The sequence below is a fragment of the Pseudomonas sp. FP603 genome, assembly GCF_030687415.1.
Lineage (GTDB): Bacteria > Pseudomonadota > Gammaproteobacteria > Pseudomonadales > Pseudomonadaceae > Aquipseudomonas > Aquipseudomonas wuhanensis.
On sequence record NZ_CP117431.1, the window covers coordinates 5,131,940 to 5,145,183 of the forward strand.

At 59.4% G+C, this 13,244-nt stretch carries 16 protein-coding genes; 10 read left to right on the forward strand and 6 right to left on the reverse strand.

Translation table 11 applies throughout. The features are described from left to right. Position 1 precedes the first annotated feature (1 nt). From PSH65_RS23700 to PSH65_RS23710, 3 genes are read right to left on the reverse strand one after another with little or no spacing between them, the layout of a single operon-like run. Positions 2-760, reverse strand: coding sequence for a ScpA family protein (locus PSH65_RS23700; protein ID WP_253548957.1), 759 nt, complete (start codon positions 758-760; stop codon positions 2-4). Positions 761-820: 60 nt separating this feature from the next. After that, the gene (locus PSH65_RS23705) at positions 821-1,450 is read right to left on the reverse strand and encodes an L-threonylcarbamoyladenylate synthase (RefSeq protein WP_305422704.1); all 630 of its coding nucleotides are present in this window, start codon (positions 1,448-1,450) and stop codon (positions 821-823) included. Between the two features lie 13 nt (positions 1,451-1,463). Beyond that, the gene (locus PSH65_RS23710; protein ID WP_305422706.1) at positions 1,464-2,327 is read right to left on the reverse strand and encodes a PHP domain-containing protein; all 864 of its coding nucleotides are present in this window, start codon (positions 2,325-2,327) and stop codon (positions 1,464-1,466) included. A gap of 87 nt (positions 2,328-2,414) precedes the next feature. Between PSH65_RS23710 and PSH65_RS23715 the strand changes: the two genes are divergently transcribed. The 7 genes from PSH65_RS23715 (at position 2,415) to PSH65_RS23745 (ending at position 7,880) form a co-directional block, all read left to right on the forward strand. Next, positions 2,415-3,011, forward strand: coding sequence for a septation protein A (locus tag PSH65_RS23715; RefSeq protein ID WP_305422708.1), 597 nt, complete (start codon positions 2,415-2,417; stop codon positions 3,009-3,011). A gap of 1 nt (position 3,012) precedes the next feature. Further along, positions 3,013-3,312, forward strand: a complete 300-nt coding sequence (locus PSH65_RS23720) for a YciI family protein (RefSeq protein ID WP_007984134.1) — start codon at positions 3,013-3,015, stop codon at positions 3,310-3,312. A gap of 110 nt (positions 3,313-3,422) precedes the next feature. After that, a complete protein-coding gene (locus PSH65_RS23725; protein WP_305422709.1) occupies positions 3,423-3,836 on the forward strand; it encodes a translation initiation factor 2 in 414 nt (137 codons plus the stop codon). Between the two features lie 7 nt (positions 3,837-3,843). Further along, positions 3,844-4,521: a response regulator transcription factor gene (locus PSH65_RS23730; protein ID WP_008010984.1), complete on the forward strand. Its 678-nt coding sequence runs from the start codon at positions 3,844-3,846 to the stop codon at positions 4,519-4,521. A gap of 262 nt (positions 4,522-4,783) precedes the next feature. Continuing rightward, on the forward strand, positions 4,784-5,233 hold the full coding sequence (locus PSH65_RS23735; protein WP_305422711.1) for a Spy/CpxP family protein refolding chaperone: 450 nt from the start codon (positions 4,784-4,786) through the stop codon (positions 5,231-5,233). 77 nt (positions 5,234-5,310) lie between these two features. Beyond that, the gene (locus PSH65_RS23740; RefSeq protein ID WP_305422713.1) at positions 5,311-6,651 is read left to right on the forward strand and encodes a HAMP domain-containing sensor histidine kinase; all 1,341 of its coding nucleotides are present in this window, start codon (positions 5,311-5,313) and stop codon (positions 6,649-6,651) included. Positions 6,652-6,950: 299 nt separating this feature from the next. Further along, a complete protein-coding gene (locus PSH65_RS23745; protein ID WP_305421584.1) occupies positions 6,951-7,880 on the forward strand; it encodes a transposase in 930 nt (309 codons plus the stop codon). Positions 7,881-8,001: 121 nt separating this feature from the next. Here PSH65_RS23745 and PSH65_RS23750 read toward each other — a convergent pair whose 3' ends face one another. Next, positions 8,002-8,568, reverse strand: coding sequence for an NAD(P)H nitroreductase (locus tag PSH65_RS23750; RefSeq protein WP_305422715.1), 567 nt, complete (start codon positions 8,566-8,568; stop codon positions 8,002-8,004). Positions 8,569-8,690: 122 nt separating this feature from the next. Between PSH65_RS23750 and PSH65_RS23755 the strand changes: the two genes are divergently transcribed. Continuing rightward, a complete protein-coding gene (locus PSH65_RS23755) occupies positions 8,691-10,145 on the forward strand; it encodes a TrkH family potassium uptake protein (RefSeq protein ID WP_305422717.1) in 1,455 nt (484 codons plus the stop codon). On the opposite strand, the gene PSH65_RS23760 is transcribed toward PSH65_RS23755, so the two are convergent. Further along, a complete protein-coding gene (locus tag PSH65_RS23760) occupies positions 10,102-11,163 on the reverse strand; it encodes an AraC family transcriptional regulator (protein WP_305422719.1) in 1,062 nt (353 codons plus the stop codon). The genes PSH65_RS23755 and PSH65_RS23760 overlap by 44 nt on opposite strands. Before the next feature lie 158 nt (positions 11,164-11,321). On the opposite strand from PSH65_RS23760, the gene PSH65_RS23765 reads away from it, so the two are divergent. Next, entirely contained in the window at positions 11,322-11,633 is a 312-nt protein-coding gene (locus tag PSH65_RS23765) for a DUF962 domain-containing protein (protein WP_305422720.1), read from the forward strand. A 99-nt stretch (positions 11,634-11,732) separates the two neighbouring features. Then, positions 11,733-12,323, forward strand: coding sequence for an HD domain-containing protein (locus PSH65_RS23770; protein ID WP_305422721.1), 591 nt, complete (start codon positions 11,733-11,735; stop codon positions 12,321-12,323). Between the two features lie 50 nt (positions 12,324-12,373). On the opposite strand, the gene PSH65_RS23775 is transcribed toward PSH65_RS23770, so the two are convergent. After that, the gene (locus tag PSH65_RS23775; protein ID WP_305422722.1) at positions 12,374-13,189 is read right to left on the reverse strand and encodes a UDP-2,3-diacylglucosamine diphosphatase; all 816 of its coding nucleotides are present in this window, start codon (positions 13,187-13,189) and stop codon (positions 12,374-12,376) included. Between the last annotated feature and the right edge of the window lie 55 nt (positions 13,190-13,244).

The following is a 13,244-nucleotide window of genomic DNA, read 5'->3' on the forward strand; positions in this document are numbered from 1 at the left end:
GTTATTCGGCTCGGGCCCGGACATGGATCGCCGCGAACGGCTCATTCTGCACCAGCTCGACCAAGGATTCCTTGACCAGTTCGAGGATCGCCATAAAGGTCACCACCACCCCCAGGCGCCCTTCTTCAGCGGTGAACAGCTCGACAAACGGCACAAAACCGCCGCCCTTGAGCCGTTCCAGTACATCGCTCATACGCTCACGGGTGGACAGCGCTTCACGACTGACCTGGTGGCTTTCGAACATGTCACCACGGCGCAAGACCTCGGCCATGGACATCAGCAACTCTTCCAGACTCACATCCGGCAATAGTTTGCGCGCCCGGGCTTCCGGGGCATCGAGCTTGGGCACCACCACGTCGCGGCCGACGCGGCTCAGGCCATCGATGCCTTCGGCAGCAGCCTTGAAGCGCTCGTACTCCTGCAAGCGGCGAATCAGCTCGGCACGAGGATCGTCTTCTTCGTCTTCGATCGTTTCGGCACGGGGCAACAGCATCCGCGACTTGATCTCGGCGAGCATCGCGGCCATCACCAGGTACTCGGCGGCCAGCTCCAGGCGCACCGACTGCATCAACTCGACGTACCCCATGTACTGACGGGTGATTTCCGCCACCGGGATGTCGAGGATGTTGATGTTCTGTTTGCGGATCAGGTACAGCAGCAAGTCGAGCGGGCCTTCGAAAGCTTCAAGAAAGACCTCGAGCGCATCCGGTGGAATGTACAAGTCCAGCGGCATTTCCATGACCGCCTGGCCATAGACCATGGCGAAAGGCAGTTCTTGCTGGGCGCCGGCCTGGCTGTCGACGGGTTCTACTGCAGACATCTAGGCCTCGGCCATGAAAGGCGCAGGGTCGCCGCAACCGACGCGGATGACTTCCGGCTCGCCGTCGGCGAGGCTGATCACGGTGGACGCCTTGATCCCGCCGAAACCGCCGTCGATGATCAGGTCCACCTGATGCTCGAGCAACTGGCGCATTTCGTAAGGATCGCTCAACGGGTCGGTGTCGCCGGGCATGATCAGAGTCACGCTCATCAGCGGCTCGCCAAGCTCTTCCAGCAATGCCAGGGCAATCGGATGGCTCGGCACACGCAGGCCGATGGTGCGTTTTTTCGGGTGCAGCAACAGCCGCGGGACTTCGCGGGTGGCGTTGAGAATGAAGGTGTAAGGCCCCGGCAAGTGAGCCTTGAGCACCCGGAAGGTGCCGGTATCGATCTTGGCAAACAGCCCCAACTGCGACAGGTCGCTGCAAATCAGCGCGAAGTTGTGCTTTTCATCCAGCTGACGCAGCCGGCGCACGCGCTCCACGGCATTTTTGTCGCCGATCTGGCAACCAATGGCGTAGGAAGAGTCTGTGGGATAAATCACCACCCCGCCGTTGCGGATGATCTCGACAGCCTGTTTGATCAGGCGCGGTTGCGGGTTTTCCGGATGAATCTGGAAAAATTGACTCACATTCTCTACCTGTTCAGACGGCGGTAATAATTGGGTCATGTTTGAATCGACACCACAGTGGTGGCAGATCCTCCGGGAGCGGGCGGTATTCACCGATCTCGGACCAGCCTCCAGGGCCATGAAAATCACTGCCGGCGCTGACCAGCAGACCAAACTCGCGGGCTAGAATCGCCAGGCTGCCCACCTGCTCGGCGGGTTGATGGCCATTGACCACTTCTATCGCGTGGCCCCCTGCTTGAATATAGTCGGCAATCAGGCGACGACGCTTGCTACGAGTGAAATCGTAGTGCCAGGGATGCGCCAGGCTGATCCAGGCACCCGCGGCGCGCAGGGTTTCGACGGTGTCTTCCAGAGTCGGCCAGTGTTGTTTGACGTCCCCCAGTTTGCCGGCGCCCAGCCATTTGCGGAACGCTTCGGCGCGATCCTTGACGAAACCTTCGCGCACCATCCAGTCGGCGAAGTGCGGACGGGCCGGCGCATTACCGCTGTCGCCCAACTCCTGTTGAATGGCCCGGGCGCCATCGAGCGCCCCCGGCATGCCTTTCAACGCCAACTTGCGGCTTATTTCTTCGGACCGTAGCCAGCGGCCATCGTGCAATTTTGCGATGGCCTCGACCAACGGCGCCGCATTGACGTCGAAACCGTAGCCCAGCACGTGAATGGTTGCCCCGCCCCAGGTGCAGGACAATTCGACGCCATTAACCAGTTGCATCCCCAGCGCCGTCGCGGCGCTACGGGCCTCGTCGAGGCCTTCAAGGGTGTCATGATCGGTCAAGGCCAGGACTCGCACGCCTTTCTCGAACGCACGCGCAACCAGTGCCGCAGGCGCCAGGGCGCCATCGGAAGCCGTGCTATGGCAGTGCAAATCAACATTCACAGGACTGTGTCACCTCAAATCAGCTGACGCTATCGCGCGTCAATATGTTTGTTATTATGCCGCCACATCCTGCTTCTGGCTGCCACTGTGAAACAATTCATCGACTTCATCCCGCTTCTGCTGTTTTTCATCGTCTTCAAAATCGATCCACGTGTCGTCGACATCGGCGGTTATCAACTGTCTGTCGGTGGTATCTACAGCGCCACCGCAGTGCTGATCCTCAGCTCCCTGGTGGTCTACGGCACGCTGTTCATCAAGCAGCGCAAGCTGGAGAAGAGCCAGTGGCTGACCCTCATCGCCTGCCTGGTCTTCGGTAGCCTGACCCTGGCGTTCCACAGCGAGACCTTCCTGAAATGGAAAGCGCCGGTGGTCAACTGGCTGTTCGCCCTCGGGTTCATCGGCAGCCACTTCATCGGTGATCAACTGCTGATCAAACGCATCATGGGCCACGCACTGACGCTGCCGGAGCCGGTCTGGACCCGTCTGAACATCGCCTGGATCGGCTTTTTCCTGTTTTGCGGCGCCGCCAACCTGTTCGTTGCGTTCACGTTCCAGAGCTACTGGGTCGACTTCAAAGTCTTCGGTAGCCTGGGCATGACGTTGCTGTTCCTGGTCGCCCAGGGCATTTACTTGTCCCGCCACCTGCACGATGCCGATACCACAACGCCAAAAACCGAGGACTGACATGCTTTACGCAATCATTGCCACAGACGTCGCCAACTCCCTGGAAGCCCGCCTGGCCGCACGGCCTGCGCACCTTGAGCGCCTGCAAGTGCTCAAAGGCGAAGGTCGTATCGTATTGGCCGGTCCGCACCCGGCGGTCGACAGCAATGATCCGGGCGCGGCGGGTTTCACCGGCAGCCTGATCGTCGCTGAGTTCGATTCGCTGAGCGCCGCACAGGCCTGGGCCGATGCTGACCCGTATATTGCCGCAGGCGTCTACGCCAACGTTTTGGTCAAGCCGTTCAAGCAAGTCCTGCCATAAAGCCCTCCCGCGCGATGAGCCTTGTCGGTTCATCGCGCTTTCAATCGCTCATTATTCTTGTTTACCGGCCGACAACCTGCCCAGTACTCGTATTGGAATCAGGAGTTGCGATGCGCAAAGGTCCGTTGTGTCTGATGTTGGTGACGTTGTCGATCATGGCGCCCGCCCATGGTGAAGAGAGCGCCAATGGCGGTAGTTCGACGCCGCTGTCCTTGAGCGCCGGCGGCCAGATCACCGAGTTGCAGCAGCGCTTGAAGGCAAGCGAACAGCAACGAGAAGAACTGAGCAAACAACTGCAAAATACCGATAGCGAACGTGAAAGCGCTCAGCTGAGCCGGTTGCGCCAGGAGAATCAGCGCCTCAAGCTGCAACTCAAGGAGGCTCAGGCCAGCAGCTCGCTGCCACGCCTGCTGACAGATCAGCAGCAATGGTTCGTTATCGGTGCCGCAGTAGCGCTATTGGCCTTGCTCTGCGGTATCTTCGCCAGTGGTGCAACCAGAAAACGTCGGCAATGGCTAAATTGAGTGAGTGATGAGCGAGCTGTTATTAATTGATGATGACCAAGAGCTGTGTGAGCTCCTGAGCAGTTGGCTGAGCCAGGAAGGCTTTCAGGTCCGTGCCTGCCACGATGGCCAGAGCGCGCGCCGGGCGTTGGCCGAAACATCCCCCGCGGCCGTGGTGCTGGACGTGATGCTGCCGGACGGCAGCGGCCTGGAACTGCTCAAGCAACTGCGCAGTGACCATCCGGATTTACCGGTACTGATGCTCTCGGCCCGTGGCGAACCGCTGGACCGCATTCTCGGCCTGGAACTCGGTGCCGATGATTACCTGGCCAAACCGTGCGACCCACGGGAACTGACAGCCCGCCTGCGCGCGGTGTTGCGCCGCAGTCATCCGACGGCCGTCTCCAGCCAGCTCGAATTGGGTGACTTGTGCTTCAGCCCGGTGCGTGGCGTGGTCAGCATCGATGAACAGGAATTCACCCTCACCGTCTCCGAAAGCCGTCTGCTCGAAGCCCTGCTCAAGCAGCCCGGTGAACCGCTGGATAAACAGGAACTGGCGCAAATCGCCCTTGGTCGCAAACTGACCCTGTACGACCGCAGCCTCGACATGCATGTCAGCAACCTGCGCAAAAAAATCGGCCCGCACCCCGATGGCCGCCCGCGCATCGTTGCTCTGCGCAGTCGTGGTTACTACTACAGCCTGTAAGAACCGAGAAAGAACTGGATAAGCGCAACCTGTGGCGAGGGAGCTTGCTCCCGTTGGACTGCGCAGCAGGCCTTTTTTTGGGGCCGCTTCGCAGCCCGACGGGAGCAACCTCCCTCGCCACAGTTCACTGCCAGCAAAATGTGTAAGGACGCCACGAAATCATCTTTACCCAAGCTTTACGCTCCGCTGACCGCCGCTGACCTTGATCTCCGTAATCTGCACACATCCGGAACGTACCGGGAATGAGACAAGGAGATACACCATGCGCAAGACTCTTATCGCTTTGATGTTTGCTGCCGCCCTGCCGACCGTTGCCATGGCCATGCCTGAAGGCGCAGGCCCGATGGGTGACCACATGGACGGCTCGCGCCACGGCGGTCAGATGCACGGCATGCACGGTAAAGGCCCTTACAGCCAGCTGGACCTGAGCCGCGAACAGCGCGAGCAAATCCGCAAGATCATGGGCGAGCAGATGCATGAGCGTCAGCAACTGGTCGACAAGTACCTGGAAAAACTCTCGCCAGCCGACCAGAAAGCCCTGAAAGACGAGATGGAGGCCAAGCACAAGAAAGCCGAAGCCGACGTTCGCGCACTGCTGAAGCCGGATCAACAGAAGCAATTCGACGAGATCCAGAAGAAAAAGGCTGAGCGCCGCGCCGAATGGGCCGAGTTCAAGGCCTGGAAAGCGCAGCAAGCGCAAAAAGCGCAATAATGCGCTAACCCCGGACCCAACGGCTAAACCCCGTTGGGTCTTTTGCCACATGGATTGCGTTTGTTCGAGGATTTTCTGTGCGCTCATTGTTCTGGCGTATCCTGGCCAGCTTCTGGCTGGCTATCGCTCTGGTTGCAGGGCTTTCCATTCTGCTCGGGCACATGCTCAACCAGGATGCGTGGATTCTCAGCCGCCACCCGGGCCTTAACACGTTGGCCGAACAGTGGACACAAACCTACGAAAGCCAGGGTGAAGAAGCCGCCCAGGACATTCTGGAACAGCGCAAGCGTCAGTATCACATCAACGTTCAAGTGCTCAACGAGGCGGGTGACCCGGTGGTACGCGGCACCTTCCCCCGGCGGGCGGCGGCCTTCGAAGCCCGGCAGAACAATGACGATCGACGCCTGCCATGGCGGCGTCTGACCGATGAATACACCAGCGCCAAGACAGGCGACACCTATCTGCTGATCTATCGCGTTCCGCACCCGGAACTGGACGCCTGGCACCGCGAAAGCCTGCTCTGGCCGTTGAGTGCACTGGGCATCGCGCTGGTGGTGTTGACTCTGTTCAGCTTGCTGGTGACCTTTTCCATCACGCGACCACTGAGCCGTTTACGAAGCGCCGTGCATGACTTGGGGCAGACGACGTATCAACAAAACAGCCTGGCGCAGCTGGCCAACCGCCGCGATGAGTTCGGCGTGCTGGCCAACGACTTCAACCGCATGGGCGCTCGCCTGCAAAGCCTGATCGGCAGCCAGCGGCAATTGCTGCGGGACGTGTCTCACGAATTACGCTCACCCTTGGCCCGACTGCGCATAGCGTTGGCGCTGGCCGAGCGGGCCAACTCTGAGGAGCGGGAAAAGCTCTGGCCACGCCTGACCCGTGAATGCGATCGACTGGAAGCGCTGATCAGCGAAATCCTGGTACTGGCGCGCGTCGATGCCGACAACGCCAGTGCTGAAGACGTGGATCTCAACGCGCTGCTCAATACCCTGCAAAAAGATGCGCAGCTGGGCTCGCCCGAGCAGAACGTACGCCTTGAGGCCGAGCCGCAACTGAACCTCAAAGGCTGGCCGACCATGATCGAGCGCGCCGTGGACAACCTGCTGCGCAATGCCCAGCGCTTTAACCCGGTCGGGCAGCCGATCGAAATGCAGGCGTTGCGTCAGGGCGACAGGATTGTAGTCAGCGTGCGTGATCACGGCCCCGGGGTAGAGGCCGAGCATTTGACTCAGTTGGCTGAACCCTTCTATCGGGCGCCGGGGCAGACAGCGGCCGGGCATGGCCTGGGGCTGGCCATTGCGCGGCGTGCGGCGGAGCGACATGGCGGCAGTCTGGTGCTGGCCAATCACCCGGAGGGCGGGTTTGTTGCCAGCCTGGAACTGCCGCTGGTGCCGGGGGCGGTGGTTCAACCCTGAACCCTGTGGGAGCGGGCTTGCTCGCGAAGACGGAGTGTCAGTCGACATCATCGTTGCCTGACACACCGCTTTCGCGAGCAAGCCCGCTTGTGTCTTGCGCAGGACTTAGACTGAAGATGAGAGCGGTGAGTGGCAAGCTGAACGCCCGGAGTGCTAGCAGCACGTGTGGGAGCCCATGCTGCCATTCACCTCTCCACTCTGGTTATTGAGCCCGAACAGTTGAACGAGCCGACCTCGAACATTACAAGCGTGGAGCCCAACCAGAGCGCTCTCATTTATGAGTGTAAGAGGGTTTAGCCATGTTTTCCTGCGCAGGCATTGATGTTTCCAAAGACAGTCTGGAAGTCTGGATTAATTCGCAAGGCATTGGTGCGAGTTTTCCGAACAGCGCCAGTGGTTTCCCGGTGCTGATTGATTGGTTAAAAGGCTTCGAAGTCACCCGCGTGTTACTGGAAGCCACCGGTGGCTACGAGCGGGGGCCCATGAAGGTGCTTCAAAGGGGCGGCTTTGACGTCTTACGAATCAATCCTCGTCGGGCGAAAGATTTTGCCAAGGCAATGGGTTATCGCGCTAAAACAGACGCGATAGATGCGCGGCTTCTCGCCGAATTTGCAACGATTATAAAGGACGCCGATAGCCGTATCACCAGCGCCGAACAGGACAATTTGCGTGCGCTGGTACAGCAACGCGAAAACTTTGTTCAGCAGCAAAGTGACGACAGGCGGCGTATCAAAACGGCTTCTGTCGACTCGATAAAACCCTTGTTGCAAAGCCATATCGACTATTTAGATCAGGCAATAAAGTCGATAGAACAGCTGATCTGCCAAAGCGCCAAAGACCTGGACAGTGAAAAAATTGCCCGCTTGCGCTCGGTTAAGGGACTAGGGCTCGTGACCGCAGCCAGCATCATGGCCTACCTGCCTGAGCTGGGAGAGGTTGGACGGCACGAGATCGCAGCACTGGCAGGGATCGCCCCTTACAACGACGACAGCGGCAACCACGAAGGGCCTCGTCATATAAGCGGTGGCCGATTTGCCGTGCGACGTGCGATGTACATGGCCAGTTGGGCTGTGATTTTGCGACAACCCGAGTTCAAAGCCCGATATGACGCGCTTCGCCTGAGAGGTAAATGCGCGAAAGTGGCGCTGATCGCCTGCATGCGGGTGTTGTTGATAAGGCTGAACGCGATGATCCGTGACCAAACTGAGTGGAGAGAGCAGGCAGCCTAAACAGACTGCTTGCTCATTTGGGAAATCACATGGTTTGAGACTGTGGAAGTTCGGCTGCCCTTTGATCAAACTTCAAAATAAAAGACATCAAGACAGTTGCTCCCACATTGAATCTACGCCTTCAGGCCTTACCGGGCCAGGCGCTGACGAATTCGGCCAGATCAACCTTCTCCGCAACACGCGGCTCTTTCTGCGGCGTGCCAAGGTAAAGAAACGCAATCACCTCTTCCCCTTCCGCCAGCCCCAAGCCTTTGGCCACATGCGCCGAATACGCCAGCTCACCGGTGCGCCACACCGCGCCAATGCCTTGCGCATAGGCCGCCAGTAAAATCCCGTGAGCCGCACAGCCTGCCGCCAACAGTTGCTCGGACTTGGGATACTTGTCGTGCTCCTGCAAACGCGCAATCACCACAACCACCAGCGGCGCACGCAACGGGCCGTTGCGCGCCTTGTCCAGCAAGGCTTCGGACACATCACTGTCTTGCAGCTTCGCCGCTTCGGCCAGCAACTCACCCATTTGCTCGCGTGCCGCGCCTTCGACTGTCAGGAAGCGCCAAGGCTGCAAGTGGCCATGGTCTGGCGCGCGCATCGCGGCGGCAAACAGCACTTCCCGTTGCTCGGCAGTGGGCGCCGGATCGAGCAGTCGTGGGACGGAAACACGGTTGAGCAAAGCGTCGAGAGCCTGCATCGGCCACCTCCTGTAGAAAATGTTTGGCTATTCTAGCGTCAACTGTCGCGACGGCGTCGGTTTACATGCCCTGCCCCACAGGTAGAATGGCGCCCTTCCCACTATCAGCCCGAGCGGACTTCATGGCGTTGCCGACCTTACGGATCATTGGTTTCATCATCGGCATCTTCCTGATCACGCTGGCCATCGCTATGGTCGTGCCCATGGCCACCCTGGTGATCTTCGAACGCACCAGCGACCTGCCATCGTTCCTCTGGGCCAGCATGATTACCTTTGTCGCCGGCCTGGCCCTGGTGATACCCGGGCGCCCCGAGCACATCCATCTGCGCCCGCGCGACATGTACCTGCTGACCGTCAGCAGCTGGCTGGTGGTGTGCATCTTCGCCGCCCTGCCATTCTTGCTGACCCAACACATCACCTACACCGACTCGTTCTTCGAAAGCATGTCCGGCATCACCGCCACCGGTGCGACGGTGCTCACAGGCCTGGACAACATGTCTCCCGGCATCCTGATGTGGCGCTCATTGCTGCACTGGATCGGCGGCATCGGCTTTATCGGCATGGCGGTAGCGATTCTGCCACTGCTGCGCATCGGTGGCATGCGGCTGTTTCAGACCGAGTCGTCGGACCGTTCCGAAAAGGTCATGCCCCGTTCGCACATGGTGGCGCGTTTGATCGTTGCGGCCTACGTCGGCATCACCATTTTCGGCAGCCTGGCGTTCTGGTGGGCCGGGATGAGCCCGTTCGATGCAATCAATCACGCGATGTCAGCGATTTCCACCGGTGGTTTCTCGACTTCCGACCAGTCTCTGGCCAAGTGGCCGGAGCCTGCGGTGCATTGGGTTGCGATTGTCATCATGATTCTCGGTGCCCTGCCGTTCACCCTGTACGTAGCGACCCTGCGCGGTAACCGTCGGGCCTTGATCAAGGATGAACAGGTTCAAGGCTTGCTCGGCATGTTGCTGGTGACCTGGTTGGTGCTCGGCACCTGGTACTGGTGGACCACTCAGTTGCATTGGCTGGAGGCCCTGCGGCATGTGGCACTGAACGTGACATCGGTGGTGACCACCACTGGTTTTGCGCTGGGGGACTACAGCCTCTGGGGCAACTTCTCGCTGATGCTGTTCTTTTATCTGGGATTTGTTGGCGGCTGCTCGGGTTCGACCGCGGGCGGGATCAAGATTTTCCGCTTCCAGGTTGCCTACATTCTGCTCAAGGCCAACCTTAACCAGTTGATTCACCCGCGCGCGGTGATCAAGCAGAAGTACAACGGCCACCGTCTCGACGAAGAGATCGTGCGCTCGATCCTGACCTTTTCGTTCTTCTTCGCCATCACCATTTGCGTCATCGCACTGCTGCTGTCGCTACTGGGCGTGGACTGGATGACAGCGCTTACCGGCGCGGCCGCCACGGTGTCTGGCGTAGGCCCGGGGCTAGGCGAAACGATTGGCCCGGCGGGTAACTTCGCCAGCCTGCCGGATGCCGCGAAGTGGATTCTCTCGTTCGGCATGCTGCTGGGCCGGCTGGAGATCATTACGGTGTTTGTTCTGTGTATCCCGGCGTTCTGGCGTCATTAATCGGCAAGGGTGCTTCCATCAGCCGCGTCCGGTATTCGCCGGGGGTGGAATCGAACCAGCGTCGGAAGGCGCGGAAGAAATTGCTCGGATCGGCAAACCCCAGCAGGTAGGCAATTTCCAGCAGGGTCATGTTCGGTTGCGCCAGGTATTGCTCGGCCAGTTCACGTCGGGTGTCGTCCAGCAACGTTTGAAAACTCGTGCCCTCTTCCTGCAAGCGACGCTGCAAGGTGCGTTGCGACAAGTGCAGTGTCTGGGCCACCGCATCGCGCTTGGGTTCGCCCTGGGGCAGCAGACGGCATAACACCTGCCGCGCCTTGTGGGTCACGCGGGTCTCGGAAAACCGCGCCAGGTATTCGCCGGCAAACCGGTCGTGCAACCGCGCCATGGCCTCGTTGGCGGTGGGCAGCGGCGCCTCCATGTCGGCGCGCTCGAAGATCAAGGCGTCATACGGCGCGTTGAACATCAACGGGGCATGGAAGGCTTGTTTATAAGGTTCAAGATCAACGGGCTCATCACCTTGCAGCAAAACCTTGCGCGGCTGGAACGTGCGACCGGTCAGCCAGCCGCAGAGTGCCAGGGCGCAGGCCAATGATGCTTCGGCACTCTGTCGGGTCGGCGGCAGGTGATCGCCATGGACCGTCAGAATCAGCGCATAACCCTCATCCAGCAATCGGAAACTCAAGTCGGCACTTTCGGCGATGATTCGCTGATAACGCACCAGACGTTGAAAGCCTTCAGCCAGGGTCTGGCTGGACATCAAGGCATAACCGGCGACATGGAAGGACGCCGGTCGCACCACCTTGCCCATGTTCAGGCCAATCGCCGGGTTGCCGGACAACTCGACCGCGCGCTGCCAGAGCCGCGTCATGGAATCTTGCGGGAAGCGCGCATCCGGATCATCCAGTGCCGCATAGTCGAGCCCTAGCTGCCTGAACAGAACCCGGCAATCCAGGCCGTCCATTTCCAGTGCTTTGACAATCCCCATCGCCCAGCTTGCAGAAGTCGTTCGTTCGCTCATGGCGTTTACTACGTAATGGCCGCATGCCACGACCCAATACCCAAGGATACTAAAGTGGCGCCTATTGTCACTGGCTGATACCAATGATCACTCTAGACTTAAATAAGCTACCCGCAGCACTACTTGTCGCGTGCACAGCAACCACAGAGATCGCAGTCGTGGAAAACATCAAGCGTTTCAATAGCTTCGCTGAGTTTTACCCGTATTACCTCAGCGAACACCGCAACAGCACTTGCCGACGATTGCACTTTGTCGGCACCTCCCTGGTTATTTTCATTCTGGTGCTGACCATCGGCAACGGCGCGTGGTGGATGTTGCTGGCCCTGCCGCTGGCCGGTTACAGCTTCGCCTGGGTCGGGCATTTCTTCTTCGAGAAGAATCGCCCTGCCACCTTTCAGCATCCTCTTTACAGCCTGCTCGGCGATTTCGTCATGTACCGCGACATGATTCTGGGTCGCGTGCCGTTCTAGGCTCCATTGGCCACAAAAGCGTCCTGTGCGGCCAGTGCGGTGCTAAATCCAAGCCCTACACTCGAAACATCCCTTTCCGTCAGAACAAGAGGATAGCCGATGAATGCCCACGCCCGTTTCACTCACATGCAGGACGGCACGCAGGAAGACTGGGCGATCATCGCCGCGGATTTCAGCGCCTATGCCCGGCAATTGCCCAAACGGATCGTGGCGCACCTGAAGTTACTGGAGGGGGATTTCGGCGGTTTCCCGGTGGATCGCCTGACTCACTCCCTGCAAACCGCCAGCCGCGCCTGGCGCGATGGTCGCGACGAAGAGTACGTGGTCTGCGCCCTGCTCCATGACATCGGCGACACATTGGGCTCCTACAATCACCCGGACATCGCCGCGGCGATCCTCAAGCCGTTCGTCAGCGCCGAGAACCTGTGGATGGTGGAGAAGCATGGAATTTTCCAGGGCTATTACTTCTTTCATCACCTGGGCATGGACCGGCATTTGCGCGAGCAATTCAGTGGTCATCCGCAGTATCAGGCGACCATCGAGTTTTGTGCCCGGTACGATGCGGCGGCGTTTGATCCGGCGTACGACACGCTGCCGCTGAGCTTCTTCGAACCGATGGTGGAGCGCTTGTTTGCGCAGCCGAAGAATTCGATTTACAAGGCGGCGATGGAAGAACACGCGCCAGCCTGATAGGTCTCAGGAGACCGCTTCGCGGTCCATCGCGGGCAATATCCTGATTTTTAAGCCGGCTCCGTGACCTTCACCGCCTTCAACTCCGCCTCCCGCGCCTGGGCATCGGCCAACCGATACAGCTCGATCGACCCATCCCAATGCTCGATCAGCGCCGTGCATGACTCCACCCAATCCCCGCAATTGAGGTAATCCACCCCGCCGACCTTGCGAATCTCGGCATGGTGAATGTGCCCGCACACCACACCGTGCAACTCGCGTTTGACGCATTCGTGGGCGATGGCTTCTTCAAAATCGCTGATGAAACTGACGGCGGTCTTGACCTTGTGCTTGAGGTACGCCGACAGCGACCAGTAGCCGTAGCCATAACGGGCACGCCAATGGTTGAGCCAACGGTTGAGCGTCAGGGTGAATTCGTAGGCCGAATCGCCGAGAAACGCCAGCCAGCGATGGTAACGGGTGATCACGTCGAACTGGTCGCCGTGAATAACCAGCAAATGACGGCCATCGGCGGTCACGTGCACGGCTTCGTCCACCAGTTGGATATTGCCCAGTATCAGCTTGGAATAACGGCGCAGGAATTCGTCATGGTTGCCGGTGACGTAGATCACTTCGGTGCCGCGCTTGCTCATGGTCAGCAGGCGACGAATCACATTGGTGTGCGCTTGCGGCCAATACATACCGCTGCGCAGTTTCCAACCGTCGATGATGTCGCCGACCAGGTAGATCTTGTCGGTGTGGTAGCCCTTGAGAAACTGCGACAGGTGTTCGGCCTGGCAGTCCCGAGTGCCCAGATGCACATCGGAAATCCATAAGGTCCGCACACGTTGCTTACGGCTGGGTTTGGCGAGCTCGGCGCTGGTCATGGGCAACCCTCAGGACAAGTTTTGGCAAGCTTGCGCCGGTCGGGTTAATTGCCCA

Coding starts and splice junctions, on each gene's coding strand:
- PSH65_RS23700 (WP_253548957.1), bottom strand. CDS start 760: ATGGTCTATGGCCAGGCGGTCATGGAAATGCCGCTGGACTTGTACATT.
- PSH65_RS23720 (WP_007984134.1), top strand. CDS start 3,013: ATGCTTTACGCAATCATTGCCACAGACGTCGCCAACTCCCTGGAAGCC.
- PSH65_RS23725 (WP_305422709.1), top strand. CDS start 3,423: ATGCGCAAAGGTCCGTTGTGTCTGATGTTGGTGACGTTGTCGATCATG.
- PSH65_RS23730 (WP_008010984.1), top strand. CDS start 3,844: ATGAGCGAGCTGTTATTAATTGATGATGACCAAGAGCTGTGTGAGCTC.
- PSH65_RS23735 (WP_305422711.1), top strand. CDS start 4,784: ATGCGCAAGACTCTTATCGCTTTGATGTTTGCTGCCGCCCTGCCGACC.
- PSH65_RS23745 (WP_305421584.1), top strand. CDS start 6,951: ATGTTTTCCTGCGCAGGCATTGATGTTTCCAAAGACAGTCTGGAAGTC.
- PSH65_RS23750 (WP_305422715.1), bottom strand. CDS start 8,568: ATGCAGGCTCTCGACGCTTTGCTCAACCGTGTTTCCGTCCCACGACTG.
- PSH65_RS23755 (WP_305422717.1), top strand. CDS start 8,691: ATGGCGTTGCCGACCTTACGGATCATTGGTTTCATCATCGGCATCTTC.
- PSH65_RS23760 (WP_305422719.1), bottom strand. CDS start 11,163: ATGAGCGAACGAACGACTTCTGCAAGCTGGGCGATGGGGATTGTCAAA.
- PSH65_RS23770 (WP_305422721.1), top strand. CDS start 11,733: ATGAATGCCCACGCCCGTTTCACTCACATGCAGGACGGCACGCAGGAA.
- PSH65_RS23775 (WP_305422722.1), bottom strand. CDS start 13,189: ATGACCAGCGCCGAGCTCGCCAAACCCAGCCGTAAGCAACGTGTGCGG.